This is a genomic window from Bacillus sp. FSL R9-9834 (assembly GCF_038006905.1).
In the GTDB taxonomy this organism is placed as follows: domain Bacteria; phylum Bacillota; class Bacilli; order Bacillales; family Bacillaceae_G; genus Bacillus_A; species Bacillus_A pacificus.
Genome location: NZ_JBBOWD010000002.1, coordinates 104456 through 122283, shown reverse-complemented (window position 1 = coordinate 122283; position 17828 = coordinate 104456). Strand labels below are relative to the sequence as shown.

Sequence of the window (17828 nt, the reverse complement as noted above, 5' to 3'; positions counted from 1 at the left end):
GCAGCCAAATGAGTAGAGTTACTGTTCACATTTTCATGTGTTAACTCAACCCAAAGGGCTGCTTTTAATTTAAAGAAGAAAAAACAAAAAGTAAAAAATTATAAGAATATTATAACTCTTGAACTAACAAAAAGGAAGATTAAAAACTTTATTAATCGATTTGACACTCGTAATTCCACATATTACTATTTAGAGGAGTTATCAGAAAATTCTATTGTGAGAGGGGATTAAAAATGGGTGAATTAGTTTCGATTACAAAAAAGGACGGAAAAGAATCAATAGATTTATTTAAACATTATAGTGAGTGTTTTGAGGAAGGAGATTCTATAGGTCAAGATAAGATATCTGATGAATTATTTACAAAAGTGAAAGATGCTGTTACTCAGTATTGGTTAGAATCTATGGACTCATTACCTGATGTTGTTGATTTGTACATTATTATTTCTTTAATAGAAAGTGATTCACCGAAACACAAGAAAATAGTTACTCGTTTTTTCAATGACTGTAAAATTTTCTTAACAGCGAAGGAAAAGAAACAGGGTAAACGAGGGAAAATCGATCGCTTGTTAAAAGAATATAGTAAACCACAGATGAAAGAAAGGCTTCAAAAGAATTTAAAAGTCGCTGGTGAAATTGAGATAGCTCAATTACAAGCAGCGTATGATCAAACAGTTAATCAACAGAAGAAAATTAAAGATGTACAAGAAGTAATTGAGAAGTACGGAATGCATTTCACAATTTTTATCACTGCTTATATAAAAACTCAAGGAACAGATGATATGCATGATTTGTACTTAGAAGCTGCTCCATTCAGATACATTAACATTCTTGCAGAATTAGCAATATTTCATCAGGAGAGATATCCTAGTCAAGAAAAGGCTGAAGAGATTTCATTTAAAGAGGAGTGGAATAAACTTCAAAGTAAGTTAAACGAGTATGAAAAAAAGCTTAATAAACAAGAAAAAATGTTAAATAAATACAAAATGGAAAATGAATATTTGAAAAAACAAAAAATCTCATCAGATGCTAAGGCATCAAGAGTTGTTAAGCAAACAGAGAGGTCAGTAAATGAATTGATGACTGAGTTGGCAACTGAGGAGGAAATCAAGTCCGAACAACATAAAAAAGAAATAGAGTATTTAAATAAAATGATTGAACAAATGGCTCAAGAAATCATTCAATTGCAGAAAGAAGAAGAGCCGGAAGGAGATGTGCATAAGAATGATTTGTCAGGAAAGAAAGTGGCTGTAATTGGTGGGAATAAAGAAAGATACTATAGAGAGTGCGTTGAAAAGTACAATGCAGAAATTATATTTGTAGCAGAAGATCAGCATCGTAAGATAGATAGTGCAGTTAAAAAAGCTGATGTAGTCTTTTATCTAACAGAATTATTGAGTCATATATATCATGAGTTAATTATTCCAGCCGCAGCTCGTTATAACACTCCTATCCGATTTGTAAATAGTAAGGGGATTTCAGCGTTTGAAAGTGCCTTGAATAGATATGCAAATGAGTAAAATGTAAAGTGAACCGTATATTTAAGTATGATATAATACTTGTGATATATTTTTGAATTTTCTTTCGTTTATTAGGAATTATGCCCTTCGGGTAAAAGAACGCTGTACATCGTACATGCAATTCTTTTCCGGAGGGCTATTTTTATTTGTACAAAAGTATGAAAGAGAGGGGAAAGTTTTGAAGATGTCAGAAAAACAAAGTGTATTTCTACCAGAAGGCTACTTTGAAATGAAGACGATACCTCAAGCGGAAATAGCTGATATTTACACTTCTAAGGAATTAATAACTGATAATGGATTTGATTCATTTTATTTTAGAGCGTTAGAAGAAAATGGCATTTATCTAAACGAGAAACAAATTGAAGCTGTTCGAACAATTGATAGACCTGTATTAGCAATTGCTGCTGCAGGGAGTGGAAAGACAAGAGTTCTAGCAAGTAGAGTAGGCTACTTAATGTGTGTAGCACATGTAGATGCATCAAGAATATTAGTTTTAACATTCACACGTAAAGCGGCCAATGAAATGAAGGAAAGGATTGCTGGTTTACCAGGCATAAGTAAATCGGTATTAAATACTATTGTTGCTGGTACATTTCATTCTGTATTTTTGAGGATATTAAGAAGCAGAGGATACGATCAACGTATTTTAAGTAATGAAAAGTTCAAACACATCATTATTAAAAACATATTAAAGAAATATAAATACCAGGAAGCATATGACCCTGAAACTATATTGTCACTTATCTCTTATTACAAAAACACTTTTGTAACTCCAAAGAATCTTCCTGCTAAAACGCCAATTGAAAAGGAAATCAAGACAATATATCAATCTTATGAAGAATGGAAAGCAGATAATAATCAAATGGATTTTGATGATATCTTACTATATACCTATGAACTTCTTTTAGATGACTATCATCTTCTTGAATTACTTCAAAATAAGTTTCTTCATATCCTAGTGGACGAATATCAGGATATTAGCTTGCTGCAACAAATGATAGTTAAGATGTTAGCATACCCGCAAAAATTAATATTCGGTGTGGGGGACGATGGTCAAACTGTATATTCGTTTAGGGGTTCCAATCCAAAATTGATATTAGATTTTCCGAATGAATTTCCAGGTACGAAAGTGATAAAGCTTGAGGTCAATTATAGATCAAATCCATATATTGTTGGACTTGGGAATGAAGTAATAAAAAACAATAAGATACAATTTAAAAAAGAACTTAGAGCCTATAAAGTGGACGGACCTAAACCGATTTATAGTTCACCTGAAGATAGTGATGAAGAGGCAATAAATATAGTGCAAAGTATAAAGAGTGTAGTTAAAGGTGAAAAAAGACAATTTAAAGATATCGCAGTTCTATACAGGACTCATGCTGTCAGTAGAGCGATTGTAGAGCAGCTAGTATTAAATGATATCCCTTATGTTCAATATAGTAATAAGGATACTTTCTATGAAAATATGTATGTACGGCCAATTATAGGTTTTTTAAGGCTAGCATTAAATCCAAATGATGAAGAGGCAATAAATGAAATATGTAATGTACTGTATATAAGTAAGGATAAAACGATGTCTCATATTAATCGAGCTTCTACATTAGATTATATAGAGGGAAAGGTAAAACCTTTATTATACTACTTAACATCAATTCCAGAATTAAAAAAGTATCAACTTCAATTTATTATAGGAGTGATTAAAAACTTAAAGGGCTTGGGGAGATTAAACCCAGCACTAGCTATTGAAGAAATTAGAAATGGGTACATTGGATATGAAAAGTATTTACAGAACAATAAACGTGGATCTTTAACTATTCATCAAGAATTAGTGAAAGAAGTGCTTGATGAACTAACAGCATCATCCAAGAAATTTAAAGATATAGATTCATTTTTAAAATTTATAGACAAAGTTATCCTTCGAAATAAGCAAATGGAAGAATTGCAGAAGCAGCAAAACCCTGATGCGGTTGCATTGCATACTATACATTCCTCTAAGGGATTAGAATTTCCAACCGTGTTCTTTATTGGTGTATCTGAAGGTATACTACCTCATAAGTCAGCACTTGAGGTGATGGAAGATAGAATTACAAATAAAAAAGAAATAATAATGAAGCTACAAGAAAGCTTAGAAGAGGAAAGAAGATTAGCTTATGTAGGAATTACCCGTGCTGAAAGTGAATTGTATATCTCTAGTCCAAAGGTAGTTAGAAATCAACCATGTGAAATATCAAGATTTATTACAGAAGTGTATAAAAGGTAAAGCTGCAGCATCAAAATAGAATTTCATATCGTTTATTCATTTTATGGCTAGTAGATAACAGAGGAACTTAATATGTATTTGAAATAAAGTCGTACCGTTTTGAAAAAAGATGAATTGTTTATAAAAAAGTCGCGACGTTTTGAAAAAAGTTCAACCGCTTTAAAGCATAAAGTTTATAAGGAATGTTGTTGTAGTAGGGTTTATAATGAATTTTAATCAAACTTTTTTATAAAAATTGTACATTCGTTCACAAAGATAATTCTATTTTTAATCAAACTATTTTCAAAATAAAAGGGCTTTTTCTATTACAAAATCAACGTTCGTGACACTTTATTTTTTTTTTATGGACAATAATTTATAAAACTGGTGAAGTAATATAACAATGGCGTGTATACTTGTTTTTTATCTGAATTTTCGGTATTATTTACGTATTAATATTTTTATTTTGCTTAAACTAATACACAAGACCTTTCGGGTTATAAGAATTATTGTAAGCCTCTTACAATAGCACTTATTTCTTCGAAAGGTCTTTTTGTGTTAATAAAAATTAAGGAGTGGTAATGATGACAAGAATTATATCTTGGAATGAAGTAATGCAAAAGCAACATATCGTAGGGACAATACTGAAAAATGGATTAGTAAATAATAAGGTTAATCATGCGTATCTATTTAACGGGGAAGCAGGTACCTTAAAAAAAGAGACAGCTTTATTATTTATTAAAAGCCTATTTTGCCTAGAAAATACAGAGAGAATACCATGTAATGATTGCCGAAATTGTAATCGCATAAATAACAACATTCATCCTGACGTAGTTATTATTTCACCAGAAGAGGGTGGGAGTATTAAGAAGGAGCAAATTCAGCAATTACACAAGGAGATCTCATACACATCTACTGAACTCTCAAGAAAGATTTATCTTATTGATCGAGTTGAAATGCTAACAACTAGTGCTGCAAATAGTTTATTAAAATTTTTAGAAGAACCAGATGGAAATACAACGGCCATTCTTGTTACAGAAAATATACAAAAGGTTCTTGGTACGATTCAATCTAGATGCCAAATTTTAAACTTTCTAGATACACCTTTGGGAGAATACGAAGAAGAATTATCTGCAGCAAATCTTTCTCAGGATATAGTAAAGCTTTTAACTCGTATGACAAATAATATAGATAAGGCTATGTCACTAGCAAGAGATCAGTGGTTTATAGATCTACATTCGCAAGTAGCCTGCTTGATGAAGAATTTGATGGAACCTGCAGTCTATATAGAAATAATAAAGTTATTAAAATTAATAGATTCAAAAGAAAAAGAGCCAATTCTATTTAAATTTATAAACATATGGTTTAAGGATGTACTTTATGCTTTAACGAAAAAGAAGGGTTTTATATCTTTTCAAAGTCAAATCAATATTTTAGAGCTACATGCTGAAAAACTAGGTGTAAAAGGAATTGCTGATGCAATAGAACTTTTAGAAAAAGGTTATATAAGAAGACAAGCGAATGTTTCGTTAAATCTTGTTCTGCAAGAAATGTTCATTAAGTTGCAAAAAAATGTATATATGGTTGCTTTGTAAGGGGGAAATTCTATGTGGATAGAACAGTTAAAAAGGATAATGGAAAGAAACCCACATATGAAATCAGACGCTTCATACACGGCTCTAGGCTATTCTAAGAAAGGATTTGGGGCATGTGGACACTGGGAAACTTGTTCTTTAGGCAAAGGAGATTGCTATTTAGAACAGGTGGATCCTGAAGTACCATTGTATTGCGCTTGTTACCAGCGGAATCATGCAGATTGTAATACACAAAATGTCTTATCTAAATCATGTACCGAAGAATTATTAGAACCGGAAGAAAAAATTAGCAAAGAGATGAATTTGAATAATGACGAATCAGGACAGTTAACTTTATTTTAATCAGCTGCTTCATTAAAGATTATTCATGCAATAAATAACATAAATTGAAAGGGGGCTAACCCTTTGTTGCAATATGCACAAGGGGGAGATCCCTTTGTGTTTTTTATTGTAATTTTGGGTAAGAAAAAATGAACAGAAACTCTTTAGATGAAATTAAAATAATAAAGCAAAGAATGAAAGAAGTTTATTTAAACTATAAGACTCACATGGTTGCAATGAGTGGAGGAAAAGATTCATCGCTCGTAATGCAATTGTTATGCGAAACATTAGAAGATATGGAACCAGAGGAACGTATTCACACCGTTCATATAATTTGTGCAGATACGGGTGTTGAGACACCAGAAATGACTGCTTATCAATATAGATGTTTAGAACAAATTAAGAGATATGCGGCAGGTGAATTTCATAATAAGGGGAAAATGCCATTTGTGGTTCATATGGTGAAACCGCAAATGAAAAGTAGATTTTTTTATAAATTACTAGGTCGCGGTACTTCTATTCCGTTAGGAAATGTAAGAAATAGATGGTGCACGAGCCATTTGAAACTTCTGCCGATGCAGAATAAATTGAAAGAAATTTTAAACGCAATTCCTATGGGTATAGAAAACGACGAATTTGATGTTTTGCTTTATACCGGTGTAAGGAATGAGGAGAGTGCGCGTCGAAGAAGGAGTATTGCTGCAATTGAAGATGATGCAACATCATACTTTGCTGAACATCCGGATATGCCTAGAATAAAGTATTTCCATCCAATAAAGTTTTTAACATCTGATGAAGTATTTTTTGAGTTAATGGATAGAGGAACATTAAGTTATGGTATTGATGTAGAAGAGATGACAATTCAATATGGTGGAGAAATGCTTGAGTGTGGTATTAAAACGAGTGCAAATGATATTGGTTCTGCCTGTTCAATGAACGGTGCGAGAAGTGGTTGTTGGTTATGCGGAGTTGTATCTGAGGATAAGATGCTAAAACGATTGATTGCGGAAGGAAAAAACAGTTATCAATTCTTGTTAGACTGGAAAACACTTGTTGTTAAAATGCGTAATGATTGTAGATATCGTAGCATAAAACCTAGACCTGTATACAATAAAATTTTAAAAAGTGATAACCTTAATAATAGTGAATTAGACATTTTTCAACTTTGTGATGAAGAATATCAAGATATGCATTACTACGAGATTTTTAATCGTGCTAGTGATGAAGGATATATACCTGGTGGAATATCTTTTGAAGGGCGTTATATATTACTTGAATATTTACTTTATGCACAAGAGAAATCACAATATATATTGATTGAGGAAGAAGAGATAGAAGCCATTCTAGATGCCTGGTACGAAACAGAAGGTATTCGCGTATCAAGAAATGAAATTGTCCCCAAAGACTTTAATTATGATGGGGAGTTAGTGCTCTTACCTGATATGAAAGTGAATAAGCAAAAAACAAGAAATACAAACCCTATTTTTTGTGTGGATGTAGATTATCCTTTTGAAGAAGGAGAATTATTCTCCTTTTTAAAAGAAAGGCAGCGTATAACAAGAAAAAGTTACTTTTGTTTCCCGTCTTGCTATGACAATAGTGATTTTAAAATCGTTTGGAATAAATTGAAATTTATAATATGTTCTTCGGATATAAGAACAATGGAAGAGGCACAGAAAGTTATATTTAATTGGTTAGGCTGGACTGAAGAACCTGGTACTATGAATAAAAAGTATTATAATCTAGGCATAAATCAGTTGTTGCTTAGTGCAATTCGTGAAGGAATTAGTACAAATCAAAGAAATAAACAAATCTTTAGTTGTCCCGTTGCAGATGTACAGATACAAGAAGAGGAATGCGGTCAAATATCTCTGTTCATTTAGAAAACAACAATACTTTTTTATCATCGATAAACCAAATGTGTTTATCGATTTTTTTATTTTCTTAGATTTCTGGATAGAAAATCTCATAATCCATATGAGGGAGACTATTTCTATAAGCTGATATCAGTTGGGGTATTTATAGAAATAGTAACTGGATAGTAAAAGTCTATTATGCTTATAAGGAGGGTTAAGAGTGTATTTATGTTTGGCAGAAAAACCGGATGTAGCAAAGAAAATTGTAGCTGCTTTTCCAAAATATAAAAAACATGATTTATATTACGAGATAATGCCCTGCAATGAATTTCCTAATGGTGCATATGTAGCCTATTGTATGGGTCACCTTTTGACTTTTGATGAAGAAAAAATGGGGACTAACACTCCATGGAGTTTGTCAGGATTACCTATAATGCCTAAAAATTATATTTATAAACCAATTAAAGGAAGAGAAAAACATGTTAGAACAATAAAAAAACTGGCTAATGATCCTAAAGTTACAATGTTTATTAATTGTTGTGATTCAGCTAGAGAAGGTATGAAAATATTTACTGAAATAATAAAATACGTAACAAATAGAAACCTTCCAACAAAATGCTTGTGGATTTCTTCATTAACGCCAGCATCAATTAAAAAAGGAATGCAAGAATTAGTCCCTTATAAAACCAAAGAGAATTTATATCATAGTGCTTATGCGCGAGCAATAGCTGATTTCTTAGTAGGTATAAATTTATCAAGGTCTGTATCTTTAAGAATGCAATCAGAATTTGCAAGTAGGAATTCTGAAAATGGGGATTTAAGTGGTTTGAAAAGGGAAGTATTTTCGATTGGAAGGTGTCAATCTCCAACGCTACGTCTTGTTTACGATCGTATTAAACAAATAGAAGCACATGTACCAGAACCTTTTTGGACTTTATCTGGGACTTTTGAAGTGGACGGTAAAGAATATACAGGAAGATGGTTTAAAGAAGACAAGAATCGCTTTGATAGTGAAGAAGAAATAGAGGAACTTTCAATTCGATTAGTTGAAGAACCAGCTGTTATAAAGGAAGTAAAAAAGGAACGTAAGGCATTTAAGCCACCACAGTTTTTTGATTTAACCAGACTTCAATCTACTGCTAATAAATTATTTAAAATGGATCCTAAGGAAACTCTTCATCATGCAGAAAACTTGTATCTAGCTGGTTTGTTGTCCTATCCCCGCGCAGATAACCCGTATATTACGGCAGCTGAAGCGCCAATCCTTTCAGCGGTTTTAGAAAAGTTAAAGTATACCGAGTCATATTCTAAATATTTACCTGCTCCAATACGTAGTTCTGATTTGTCCTCGCGGTATATAAACGAGAAAAAGGTCTCAGATCATCACGGAATTATAGTATTAGACGTTCCTAAAGATTTTTCTAAATTAAATCCTGGTGAAAAAGCAATATATGACTTGGTAGTGAAACGAGTAATTGCCGCGCATCACGAAGATGCATTGTATGATTTTACTTCAATTATCACAGTTGTAGATGAAACAGAAACGTTTTTAACTAAAGGGAAACAAGAAGTGAGTTTGGGCTGGAAGATGTTATACCAGAAAGAACAAGTATCTGATGAGAAAGATGAGCAAGAAGAGGAAAATGAAGAAGTAGCCCATTTACCGGATGTAAAAGAAGGAGATAAAGGGACGATTGTTGATACAGAAATCAACAAGGGAATGACAAAGGCCCCTCCTTATTTAACACCTGGTACATTAGTTGAATTAATGGAAAATTGCGGTTCTCTTATGGAAGAAAAAGAAATGCAAAAAATCCTTAAAAAAACAAGTGGAATAGGTACAGTCGCTACGCGTGATGGTATTATCCATACACTATATGATCGTGGATATTTAGTTAATAAGAATAATAAAGTACTTTTATTAGAGAAGGGCCGGATGTTAATGGATGCACTTGGTGACAAGATGATTATGTGTTCACCAGAATTAACAGCAAAATGGGAAAATGTTTTAGAGGCAATCTCAGATGGCCGAATTGATTATAAGCAATTTATAGGTAAGGCTGAAAAATTAGTTATGAAGCTATTAAATGATATTGAACAAATCTCTAAATCTTGGAATTTAGATTCCTCAATAAAAAAAATTGAAGAGGCTAAAAGGAAAGAGGAGGAGAAGTTACTAGGTTCATGTTTAAAGTGCGGTAGTCAAGTGGTTCTAAAAAAAGGATTTTATGGCTGCACAGCATATAGTACGACAGGCTGTGATTTTCAAATTAAGGAGAAGATATTAGGAAAGAAAATATCTAGTGCACAAGTGAAAAAACTATTAAAAGATGGGAAAACAAACACGATTAAAGGATTCAAGAAAGGGGAGGATCTTTTCGATGCTGTGTTGTCATATAACGTAGCAGCTAATAAGTTAGAGTTTAAAAAGCCTGAAATTAAAGAAAAGGTGGAAAAGAAGGAAAGAACCATTCAAATTTCAATTTTTAATCAACAGTAAAACATTGAATCTGTTTTCATTGCAGGAAGAAATGAGGTTTTAAAGTGGGGAAATCATTATTTAATGTGATTGGAATAACACTGGGGGTCTGTGTATTTATTACTGCGTGTTCAAAATTAGATACTACGTCTTCTAAATCTAATGAGCCAAAAAGTGAAGTAGTTGAAAAGGAAAGCAGCAAAAAAGAACTTGAAAAAGAAGATATCAAGACATATGAATCGTTATTTGCTACAAATGCCCCGTTAATGACACAAGAAGGTCCAGGTAAATATGCAAAGGAAAGGGCACTCTCATCAGACGAAATGAATGAACTTAATCAAGAATTGATAAAATTACCAAAGGATTTAAGTGCAGAACAAATATATGTACAATTACTAAATTTACAAGCGCAAAGTTATAAAGAAGCTGTAAGTAAACTGGAGAGAATTATCCCTGAATTAGCGATTAAAGAACAAAATAATGACAATGTACATTCTATAAAACCAAAAGAAAAATCCCTGAATGTGGAGATTTTACTTGATGCAAGCGGGAGTATGGCTGGTAAAGTTAATGGTCAAGTTAAAATGGAAGCAGCTAAGAAAGCCATTTACAACTATCTTGATAAGATTCCGGATAATGCAAATGTAATGTTAAGAGTTTATGGACATAAAGGAAGTAATAATGAAAATGATAAAAGTTTATCCTGTGGATCTTCGGAGGTAATGTATCCATTACAGCCTTATAAAAAGGAGCAATTTAATGCTGCGTTATCTAATTTTGGTCCGAAGGGGTGGACGCCGTTAGCATCCGCTATTGAGTCTGTAAATGATGATTTTAAAGAGTATACCGGTGAGGAAAACCTAAATGTAGTATATATTGTGAGTGATGGAGAAGAGACTTGTGGGGGAGATCCAGTCAATGCTGCCAAAAATCTCAACCAATCTAGTACTCATGCAGTTGTAAATATTATTGGATTTGATGTGAAAAATAGTGAACAACAGCAATTAAAGAATACAGCAGAAGCAGGAAAAGGGAATTATGCGACAGTAAGTAATGCTGACGAATTATATCAAACTCTTAATAAAGAGTATGAAAAACTATATAAAGAATGGGAAAATTGGAAGATTGATCAATACTTTAGTCTGAATACGCAGTGGGCAGATTTATTTATGAATATTAAAAAGGCTCATATGGAGATTAATGATGTAATTAATAAAGAGCATTATAACTTAAAGAATAATATTTCTTACTTAAGTGAGAAAGAAATTATTGATAATAATAAAAAGCTCAGTCTTGAAAAACTTATTAAACTTCGTTTTGATACATTAACTAGTTATTATAATGATAGAGAAAAAGAGTTAATAAATCTTATAACTGAAAATGAAAAGAAAATGAAACAACACTTGGAGCAATCTAAACCATAATGAAAAGGTGTTAGTATATAAATGATTTATAATTTATTAGGGGGAATATTATTATGAAAGCAACTGGAATTGTTCGAAAGGTTGATGAATTAGGAAGAGTTGTAATACCTAAAGAATTGAGAGATACACTAGGTATAGGGATTAAATCACCGTTAGAAATTTTTGTTGATAATGAAAATATAATTTTAAAAAGATACTCGCCATATAATGCTTGCCAAATCACTGGAGAGGTATCTGAAAAAAATATAACTTTAGCAGATGGCAAAATTACTTTAAGTCCTAATGGAGCTAAACATTTAGCTGAAGAACTAGAAAAATTTTTGGTGAAATAGGCTTAATATCCAAAACATTTCATTTGCAGCAAGTACAATCTGTAAAAATGGATGTTTACTAGGATAGAATGGTATTTAAAAAGATTGTGTGAATTTCTAATAATCAAGACCAAAAATGAATAGGCTTAGATAAATTAAAGGACATTACATATTTAATAAGTAATGTCCTTTCTTATGTATCTAAAGCACACACTACTTTAGGTACATTTATTCATAGTTCTCTTCTTTTAAACAAAGTTCGATGAATGCAAAAATATTCTTTGCCTCGATAGCACGCTTTCCCCAGTCATGGTAATAGTATAAAACCTGTCCTTTAAACCCAGCTTCAGAGGGATCTGTATCAATGCAAAGGTAATCTCCGCCACCATTTTCTGCAATTGGAATCCACTTAGAATTCCAAAGAGCTGGTTTAAGCTCTTTTTCAATATCTGGCTCTAAATCATCATCAGGGTCGAATTCTTCCTGTAAAAATTCCCAATTAGCTATAATTTCAGAAATGGGCGACAGAGTCAAATTTCTTACAAATGGATTCACCCTAGGTTCCCAAATTTGTCCGTTATACACTCTGTAAAAGCTCTTCATTTCTTCAGGGAGTGTAAGCCCCAGTGTATCCTCAATAAGTTGAAAATTTTCATCACTTGCACCTGGCTGAAGATTTAACGATTCTTTAAAGTTACTTTCAGAATTTGATCCTCTTTCGATAATACGTTGCCACAACCATTCAGCTTGATTTATCATGCTATTTATATGCCCCTTTTTGATGTTTGAATAATTAGTATTTTTATAATGTTCAAGGGTATTTTAACATATTTTATCCAATATATGTATAATTTGATTGAGTTATATCTGGATATTATTATTTTTATATAGGGATAATAAAGTTGTGTAATTTTTATGGTGATTACGCGGCAAATAAAATATAAAATAGAACTTTTAGGTTGAATTACTTAATTGGAATTGACTAAAAATACATGTAGTTTATTGAAAAAGTACTTACATTTCTTTAAACACTACAGAAACGACTTTAGTGTTATATTTTTGAGTGCAGTTATGTAACTTATATCGAAAATTAAACAACTATATTTTTAACCCCGTCCTAAATTTAGAACGGGGTTATGCTTATTTTAAGTTTTAAAATTTAATAGTTTTATAATACATTAAATAGAAAACAAATCTAATATATTATCTTTTTCTTCTGTATTCTTTCGCTTTGTTACAGAAAATCTCCACCCTTTTCGCGTTGCTACATCCTTGCGGAACTTTTTTCGGCTCGAGTTTTGGCGGCACCAAGCCGATACATCCAAAAGCAACTATTTAGGTTCATTGGCTTGAATTTGCTATTATACGAGCCAAACCGCTAGTGCATTTGAATCATAATTTCACTTACCACATGGATAGATACGTAATACGTGGGGTTTCGCCCCCCACACGACGAACCATCCTCTACTCCCAAAGTCAACGGAAGAGCGAAGTACAATGGAACGACTTCTCACAAGAGAGTCCCTTTTTCATCTTTAAAAATGGTAAAATGTAGTTTTAGGAGGGGGAAGAATGAGGAAACTAAAAATAACTGTTTTTATCTTATTACTGAGCATACCACTATTCCTATTAAATGGTTGCTTTACAGACACAAAACTATTTGAAAAACCAATAGGAGATTATTTGTCCGAAAACTACGGGATAAAGAATGGGGACTTTAAAATTCTTTCTGCTGATAGTGCGCTTGGAGTTTCTGATCATAACACTTACGTGGAAATAAAAAAACCATACTACACTGTTGCTTATTTTATTGTAAACAGTGACTCCCATTATGAAGTAGTTGAAAATGAAAGCGATGATGTTTTTCTAGAAATATTTAAAGGGGCTTATGTTGAACAGCATCCTGATGTTTTGAAACAATCCGATAAGATGATAAAAAAGTATAACTTATTAAGTGAATCTCCTACCGAATATGGCAAAGGAAAACAAAATTTCTATTACTATTTACATATAAATATAGATAAACAACAAGAAAAGGAATTAGTTGAAAATTTCAAACGTGATCAAAAAATAAACACTGACAACATAATGAAAACGTTAAAAGATAGTACATCTAGAGATCATGCCAATTATAAAGGAGTTATCAATTTTAGTTACTATTACAATACCTACAAAAACAGTGAAACTATTCCAAATGCTCAAGATATTATGGATGATTTCGAAAAGAGCCACGTGTTAACAGAGGGTATTTATAACATAGCAGTTAAGACCATCTATTCCAGCCCTAATAAAATAGGGGAAACAATGGATGATCGTCGTAATAATAATGTCATGTTTACCGTGGATGGACAAGGGAAATTCGAAATATTAAACACAACTGTAGATTCTTGATAAAATATGCCAATTGTTGTGTTTTAAAAAAGGGTCGACTTCCCACAAGGAAGAGGAGGCACTGAAAAAGTCCTCATGGTTTAAAAAGTGAAACCGACTTATGAACAGCTTGCTGTAAAACATTCAATGATTTAACTAACACTCCTATGCACGGCACACGTTACCCAAAATTCTGGGCAGAGTTCATTAAATTGATGTTTGAAGGGTTCTCTCTTCGTAAATGCGAACAAATATTAGGAATCAAATGGGTTACACTCTTTTATTGGCGACACAAAATATTAAATGCACTAAAAGAAATCGAGATTGAAGGGTTTGAAGGTATCGTTGAAGTGGACGAGACCTATTTCCTGTACTCTGAAAAGGGAAAGAAAGGTATCGTTGGTCGTAAAGCTCGTAAACGTGGTGGAGTATCAAAATATCGTGGCATTAGTCGTGAACAAGTTTGTATATTGGTAGCTCGTGACCGCAACAAACAAACGGTATCAAAAGTAACTTGTATGGGACGAATTGTGAAATTAAAAGTAGAAGAAACCATTGGACATTTATTAGATGTGGATACTATTCTTTGTACAGATGCTTGGAGAGCGTACATGACGTATGCAAAAGAAAAAGGCTTGGAACATTATCGTATTAATACATCAAAAACAGGTCATGTCATTAAAGGTATTTATCACATTCAAAATGTGAACGGTTATCACGCTCGTTTAAGTCATTGGATTGACCGATTTAAAGGTGTGGCGACAAAATACCTTGATAACTATTTGATATGGTTTCAATTTCTTGAAATGAAGGGGTTTGACGCAACAACAGCGAATATAAAAGAAGTGTTTGTGAGTATGAGTTTGTGTGAACAACACATGACGAATGAACAAATTCGTCTCTCACCTTTAACCATATAAATGGTTTTATAACTTGTAAAAAAAACCTTTTTTACAAGTTATCAGAATTGCATCGTAATGGAGGATTATTATGTCAATGAATCATGAATTGCTCGCCAAATTTCTAGTAGAAGCCAAAAGAAAGACATATGCATCCCAGGGAGATGATGCATCGGTTCAGCCTTTATTAAACGGTTCAAAACAACTTGAATACTCTAGTGGTAATTATTCTTATCGAGATATTTATTATGGTTCAGCTTTTTTTACCGGACAAGAAACAGTAGAGTTTGAGAATCGTCCAATTTGGTCAATGGTCTATTCAGGTGGTGTCACCATTCCAAACGCAGATTGGGATATCATGGGTCCAATTTATAGCTTCCTTCGCCAAGCATTAAGGTTAGTTGATACAAATTCTATCTATCGTGGTCCAAATTACTACGAGTCAGGTACATATATTTTCAAGAATGAGTATGAAGGAACTCTTGATTGTTTTCACGGTAAAGAAATCATTCTCATAGGTGATGAAAAGGTGTATGAATTGAGATACAACGGAGGAATAGTACGATAATTATTCTGATGAAACAACAAAAAGAGCCAAAGAAAAACCACCTAATAGCTGAACCGCACCCAATTTGTTAGACAAATAACTAACAATTGGAGGTGCGGTTTTATTATGTCTAGAAAATATAAATTCGAATTAAAAAGAAATGCCGTTGAACATTATTTAAATACAAATGATTCTTTTAAAGTGACTGCCCAAAAATATCAAGTCAGTACATCGTTATTAAAAGAGTGGGTGGCACGTACTAGAGAACAAGGAATAGAGTCCTTAAACTCTAAATGTACAAGGTATGACATTCAGTTTAAAATGGAAGTATTGAATTTTATGAACAATACAGGAGCTTCGCCCCTACAAGCGGCCGCTATGTTCAACGTTCCATCTCCTCGTACCGTTAGGAAGTGGCGATCAATGCTAGAATCGCAGGGGATAGATGCTCTTCGTAAAACAAGTAAGGGGTACTCCACTGTGAAGAAGAAACAGGCTATTGCACCTAAGAAAAAACAAAATATTAACTCTCAAAATGATTTACAAAAAGAAATTGAATACTTACGCATGGAAAATGCTTATTTAAAAAAGTTACATGCCTTAATTCAACAAAAACAACAATCTCTGAAAAAGACAAAGCACACATAATATATGAGTTAAGGCATGAATATAAAATTATCGACTTGATTAAAGCGGCTGAAATGGCTCGTAGTACATATTATTACTGGGTGAAACAAATGAGTCGTGAAGATAAATATAACGAGGTTAAAGAAAGTATTAAGCAGATTTTTCAGGAACACCAAGGGCGATATGGCTATAGGCGTATCACACTTGAATTACGTAATCAGGGCTATACCATTAACCACAAAACCGTCCTTCGCTTAATGAATCAATTAGGGTTAAAATCGTTGGTAAGAATCACTAAATACCGCTCTTATCGTGGGAAGGTTGGGAAGGTAGCGCCAAATGTCTTGAAGCGTGATTTCAAGGCCTCTAAGCCTAATGAAAAGTGGGTTACAGATGTTACTGAAGTTCATTTGTTTGGTGAAAAACTCTACCTATCTCCTATTCTAGACTTGTTTAATGGTGAGATTATTTCCTATAATATTGAGAAACGCCCTACATTCCTTCTAGTCGAAAGGATGTTAGATAAGGCTTTAAAATGCTTGGATAAAGAAGATACTCCTATCCTTCATTCAGATCAAGGTTGGCACTATCAAATGGATAGATATCAATATATTTTAAGAGAAAATAATATAACTCAAAGTATGTCCCGTAAGGGAAATTGCTTAGATAATGCAGTCATTGAAAATTTCTTTGGCTTATTAAAATCTGAATTACTTTATCTTAAAGATTTTGAAAGTATGGAACACTTTAGGGAAGAACTAGAGAATTATATTTATTATTACAATAATAAAAGGATTAAGGCAAAATTAAAAGGATTGCCTCCTGTAAAATACAGAATTCAATCCTTATTAGCTGCTTAAATATATGTCTAACTTTTCGGGTCCAGTTCATAGCTTGGGTGGTTTTTAGATATCGTTTATCAATAATTTACTTTAACAGAGCCTATAAATAAAGAAACGAAAGGGGATTATAATTTGCAAACATATACATGGAATCTTGGTGATGCATCACTTACATTTCAAAACGGTACTATAGTTCCATTTCAAAAGGGGGAGCTTGCTGCTACGACTCGTGACATGATGTATTTTTATTACGACGTTCTTTTACAAGTGCGTCAGGAAACACGTCGTATCTTGGTTCGTAAGCATCCAACAGCGCATTATATTGCGGACGCGATTCATGCAATGATCCATCACCCCACAAAGGCAGAGGGGTACTTGTTAGAAAACACAAGAAGTATTCCGGATTATATTCGTAAAGTCTGGTATCATCAAGTGGAAATTGCTGATTTATTCTGGCGAGATATGTTTATTCGACTTGAAAAATATCAGCATGAGGTAAAGAAATCATATGAAGAAACAGTAACAGAAACTACAGAATATAAAATAACCATTGGTACCATTCCAACTGATTCAGAATCCAATAGTAATTTTGTTTGGTATATTAATGGGGTAACGCAGGAGAAATTACAAGAACTTGCAACAGTCGTTCAGAATTTTACTGCGGATACCATCCATCTATACAATCATGGTGTAGAAAAAGAAGTAAGATAACATAAGAATAGAGGGGAAGTTTTGATTATACTTTTTCAAAACTTCTCCTCTATTCTTTTTTTTGAAGGTTACTTGTAATAATTCTATCAA

13 protein-coding genes and 1 pseudogene are annotated in these 17828 nt (G+C 32.7%); 13 read left to right on the top strand and 1 reads right to left on the bottom strand.

The genetic code is table 11. The features are described 5' to 3' along the window. Positions 1–233: 233 nt before the first annotated feature. From MKY00_RS28230 to MKY00_RS28195, 8 genes are all read left to right on the top strand, one after another. Positions 234–1517 carry a DUF2325 domain-containing protein gene (locus tag MKY00_RS28230; RefSeq protein ID WP_000504300.1) on the top strand — a complete coding sequence of 428 codons (1284 nt, stop codon included), beginning with the start codon at positions 234–236 and terminating at the stop codon, positions 1515–1517. 184 nt (positions 1518–1701) lie between these two features. After that, a complete protein-coding gene (locus MKY00_RS28225; protein ID WP_001291527.1) occupies positions 1702–3777 on the top strand; it encodes an ATP-dependent helicase in 2076 nt (691 codons plus the stop codon). A gap of 563 nt (positions 3778–4340) precedes the next feature. Then, the gene (locus MKY00_RS28220; RefSeq protein ID WP_000196818.1) at positions 4341–5351 is read left to right on the top strand and encodes a hypothetical protein; all 1011 of its coding nucleotides are present in this window, start codon (positions 4341–4343) and stop codon (positions 5349–5351) included. A gap of 12 nt (positions 5352–5363) precedes the next feature. Continuing rightward, positions 5364–5693 (top strand): hypothetical protein, encoded by a 330-nt coding sequence (locus tag MKY00_RS28215; RefSeq protein WP_000264764.1) that lies wholly within the window; start codon positions 5364–5366, stop codon positions 5691–5693. 128 nt (positions 5694–5821) lie between these two features. Beyond that, on the top strand, positions 5822–7555 hold the full coding sequence (locus MKY00_RS28210) for a phosphoadenosine phosphosulfate reductase domain-containing protein (protein ID WP_033674515.1): 1734 nt from the start codon (positions 5822–5824) through the stop codon (positions 7553–7555). A gap of 193 nt (positions 7556–7748) precedes the next feature. Continuing rightward, complete coding sequence (locus tag MKY00_RS28205) at positions 7749–10028, top strand: type IA DNA topoisomerase (protein ID WP_341035503.1); 2280 nt, start codon at positions 7749–7751, stop codon at positions 10026–10028. A gap of 44 nt (positions 10029–10072) precedes the next feature. Then, positions 10073–11431 carry a VWA domain-containing protein gene (locus MKY00_RS28200; RefSeq protein ID WP_000520403.1) on the top strand — a complete coding sequence of 453 codons (1359 nt, stop codon included), beginning with the start codon at positions 10073–10075 and terminating at the stop codon, positions 11429–11431. 53 nt (positions 11432–11484) lie between these two features. Further along, positions 11485–11763, top strand: coding sequence for an AbrB/MazE/SpoVT family DNA-binding domain-containing protein (locus tag MKY00_RS28195; RefSeq protein ID WP_000648287.1), 279 nt, complete (start codon positions 11485–11487; stop codon positions 11761–11763). Positions 11764–11970: 207 nt separating this feature from the next. Here MKY00_RS28195 and MKY00_RS28190 read toward each other — a convergent pair whose 3' ends face one another. After that, positions 11971–12501 carry an SMI1/KNR4 family protein gene (locus tag MKY00_RS28190; protein ID WP_000609759.1) on the bottom strand — a complete coding sequence of 177 codons (531 nt, stop codon included), beginning with the start codon at positions 12499–12501 and terminating at the stop codon, positions 11971–11973. 813 nt (positions 12502–13314) lie between these two features. Here MKY00_RS28190 and MKY00_RS28185 point away from each other — a divergent pair. The 5 genes and pseudogenes from MKY00_RS28185 to MKY00_RS28165 all read left to right on the top strand — a co-directional run bounded on the left by MKY00_RS28185 (position 13315) and on the right by MKY00_RS28165 (position 17738). Continuing rightward, a complete protein-coding gene (locus MKY00_RS28185; protein ID WP_001228679.1) occupies positions 13315–14133 on the top strand; it encodes a hypothetical protein in 819 nt (272 codons plus the stop codon). 110 nt (positions 14134–14243) lie between these two features. Further along, positions 14244–15032 (top strand): annotated as a pseudogene (locus MKY00_RS28180) (IS1595-like element ISBsp8 family transposase); the annotation flags it as partial. 70 nt (positions 15033–15102) lie between these two features. Further along, positions 15103–15579: a DUF5680 domain-containing protein gene (locus tag MKY00_RS28175; RefSeq protein ID WP_000062333.1), complete on the top strand. Its 477-nt coding sequence runs from the start codon at positions 15103–15105 to the stop codon at positions 15577–15579. Positions 15580–15684: 105 nt separating this feature from the next. Beyond that, positions 15685–17045, top strand: a protein-coding gene (locus MKY00_RS28170; RefSeq protein ID WP_085962607.1) for an IS3-like element ISBce15 family transposase whose coding sequence is annotated in 2 segments (ribosomal slippage) — positions 15685–16141 and positions 16141–17045 — 1362 coding nt in all. Because the reading frame shifts where the segments join, the coding sequence is not laid out codon by codon here. Between the two features lie 114 nt (positions 17046–17159). Further along, on the top strand, positions 17160–17738 hold the full coding sequence (locus tag MKY00_RS28165) for a hypothetical protein (RefSeq protein ID WP_155005265.1): 579 nt from the start codon (positions 17160–17162) through the stop codon (positions 17736–17738). The last annotated feature ends 90 nt before the right edge of the window (positions 17739–17828 follow it).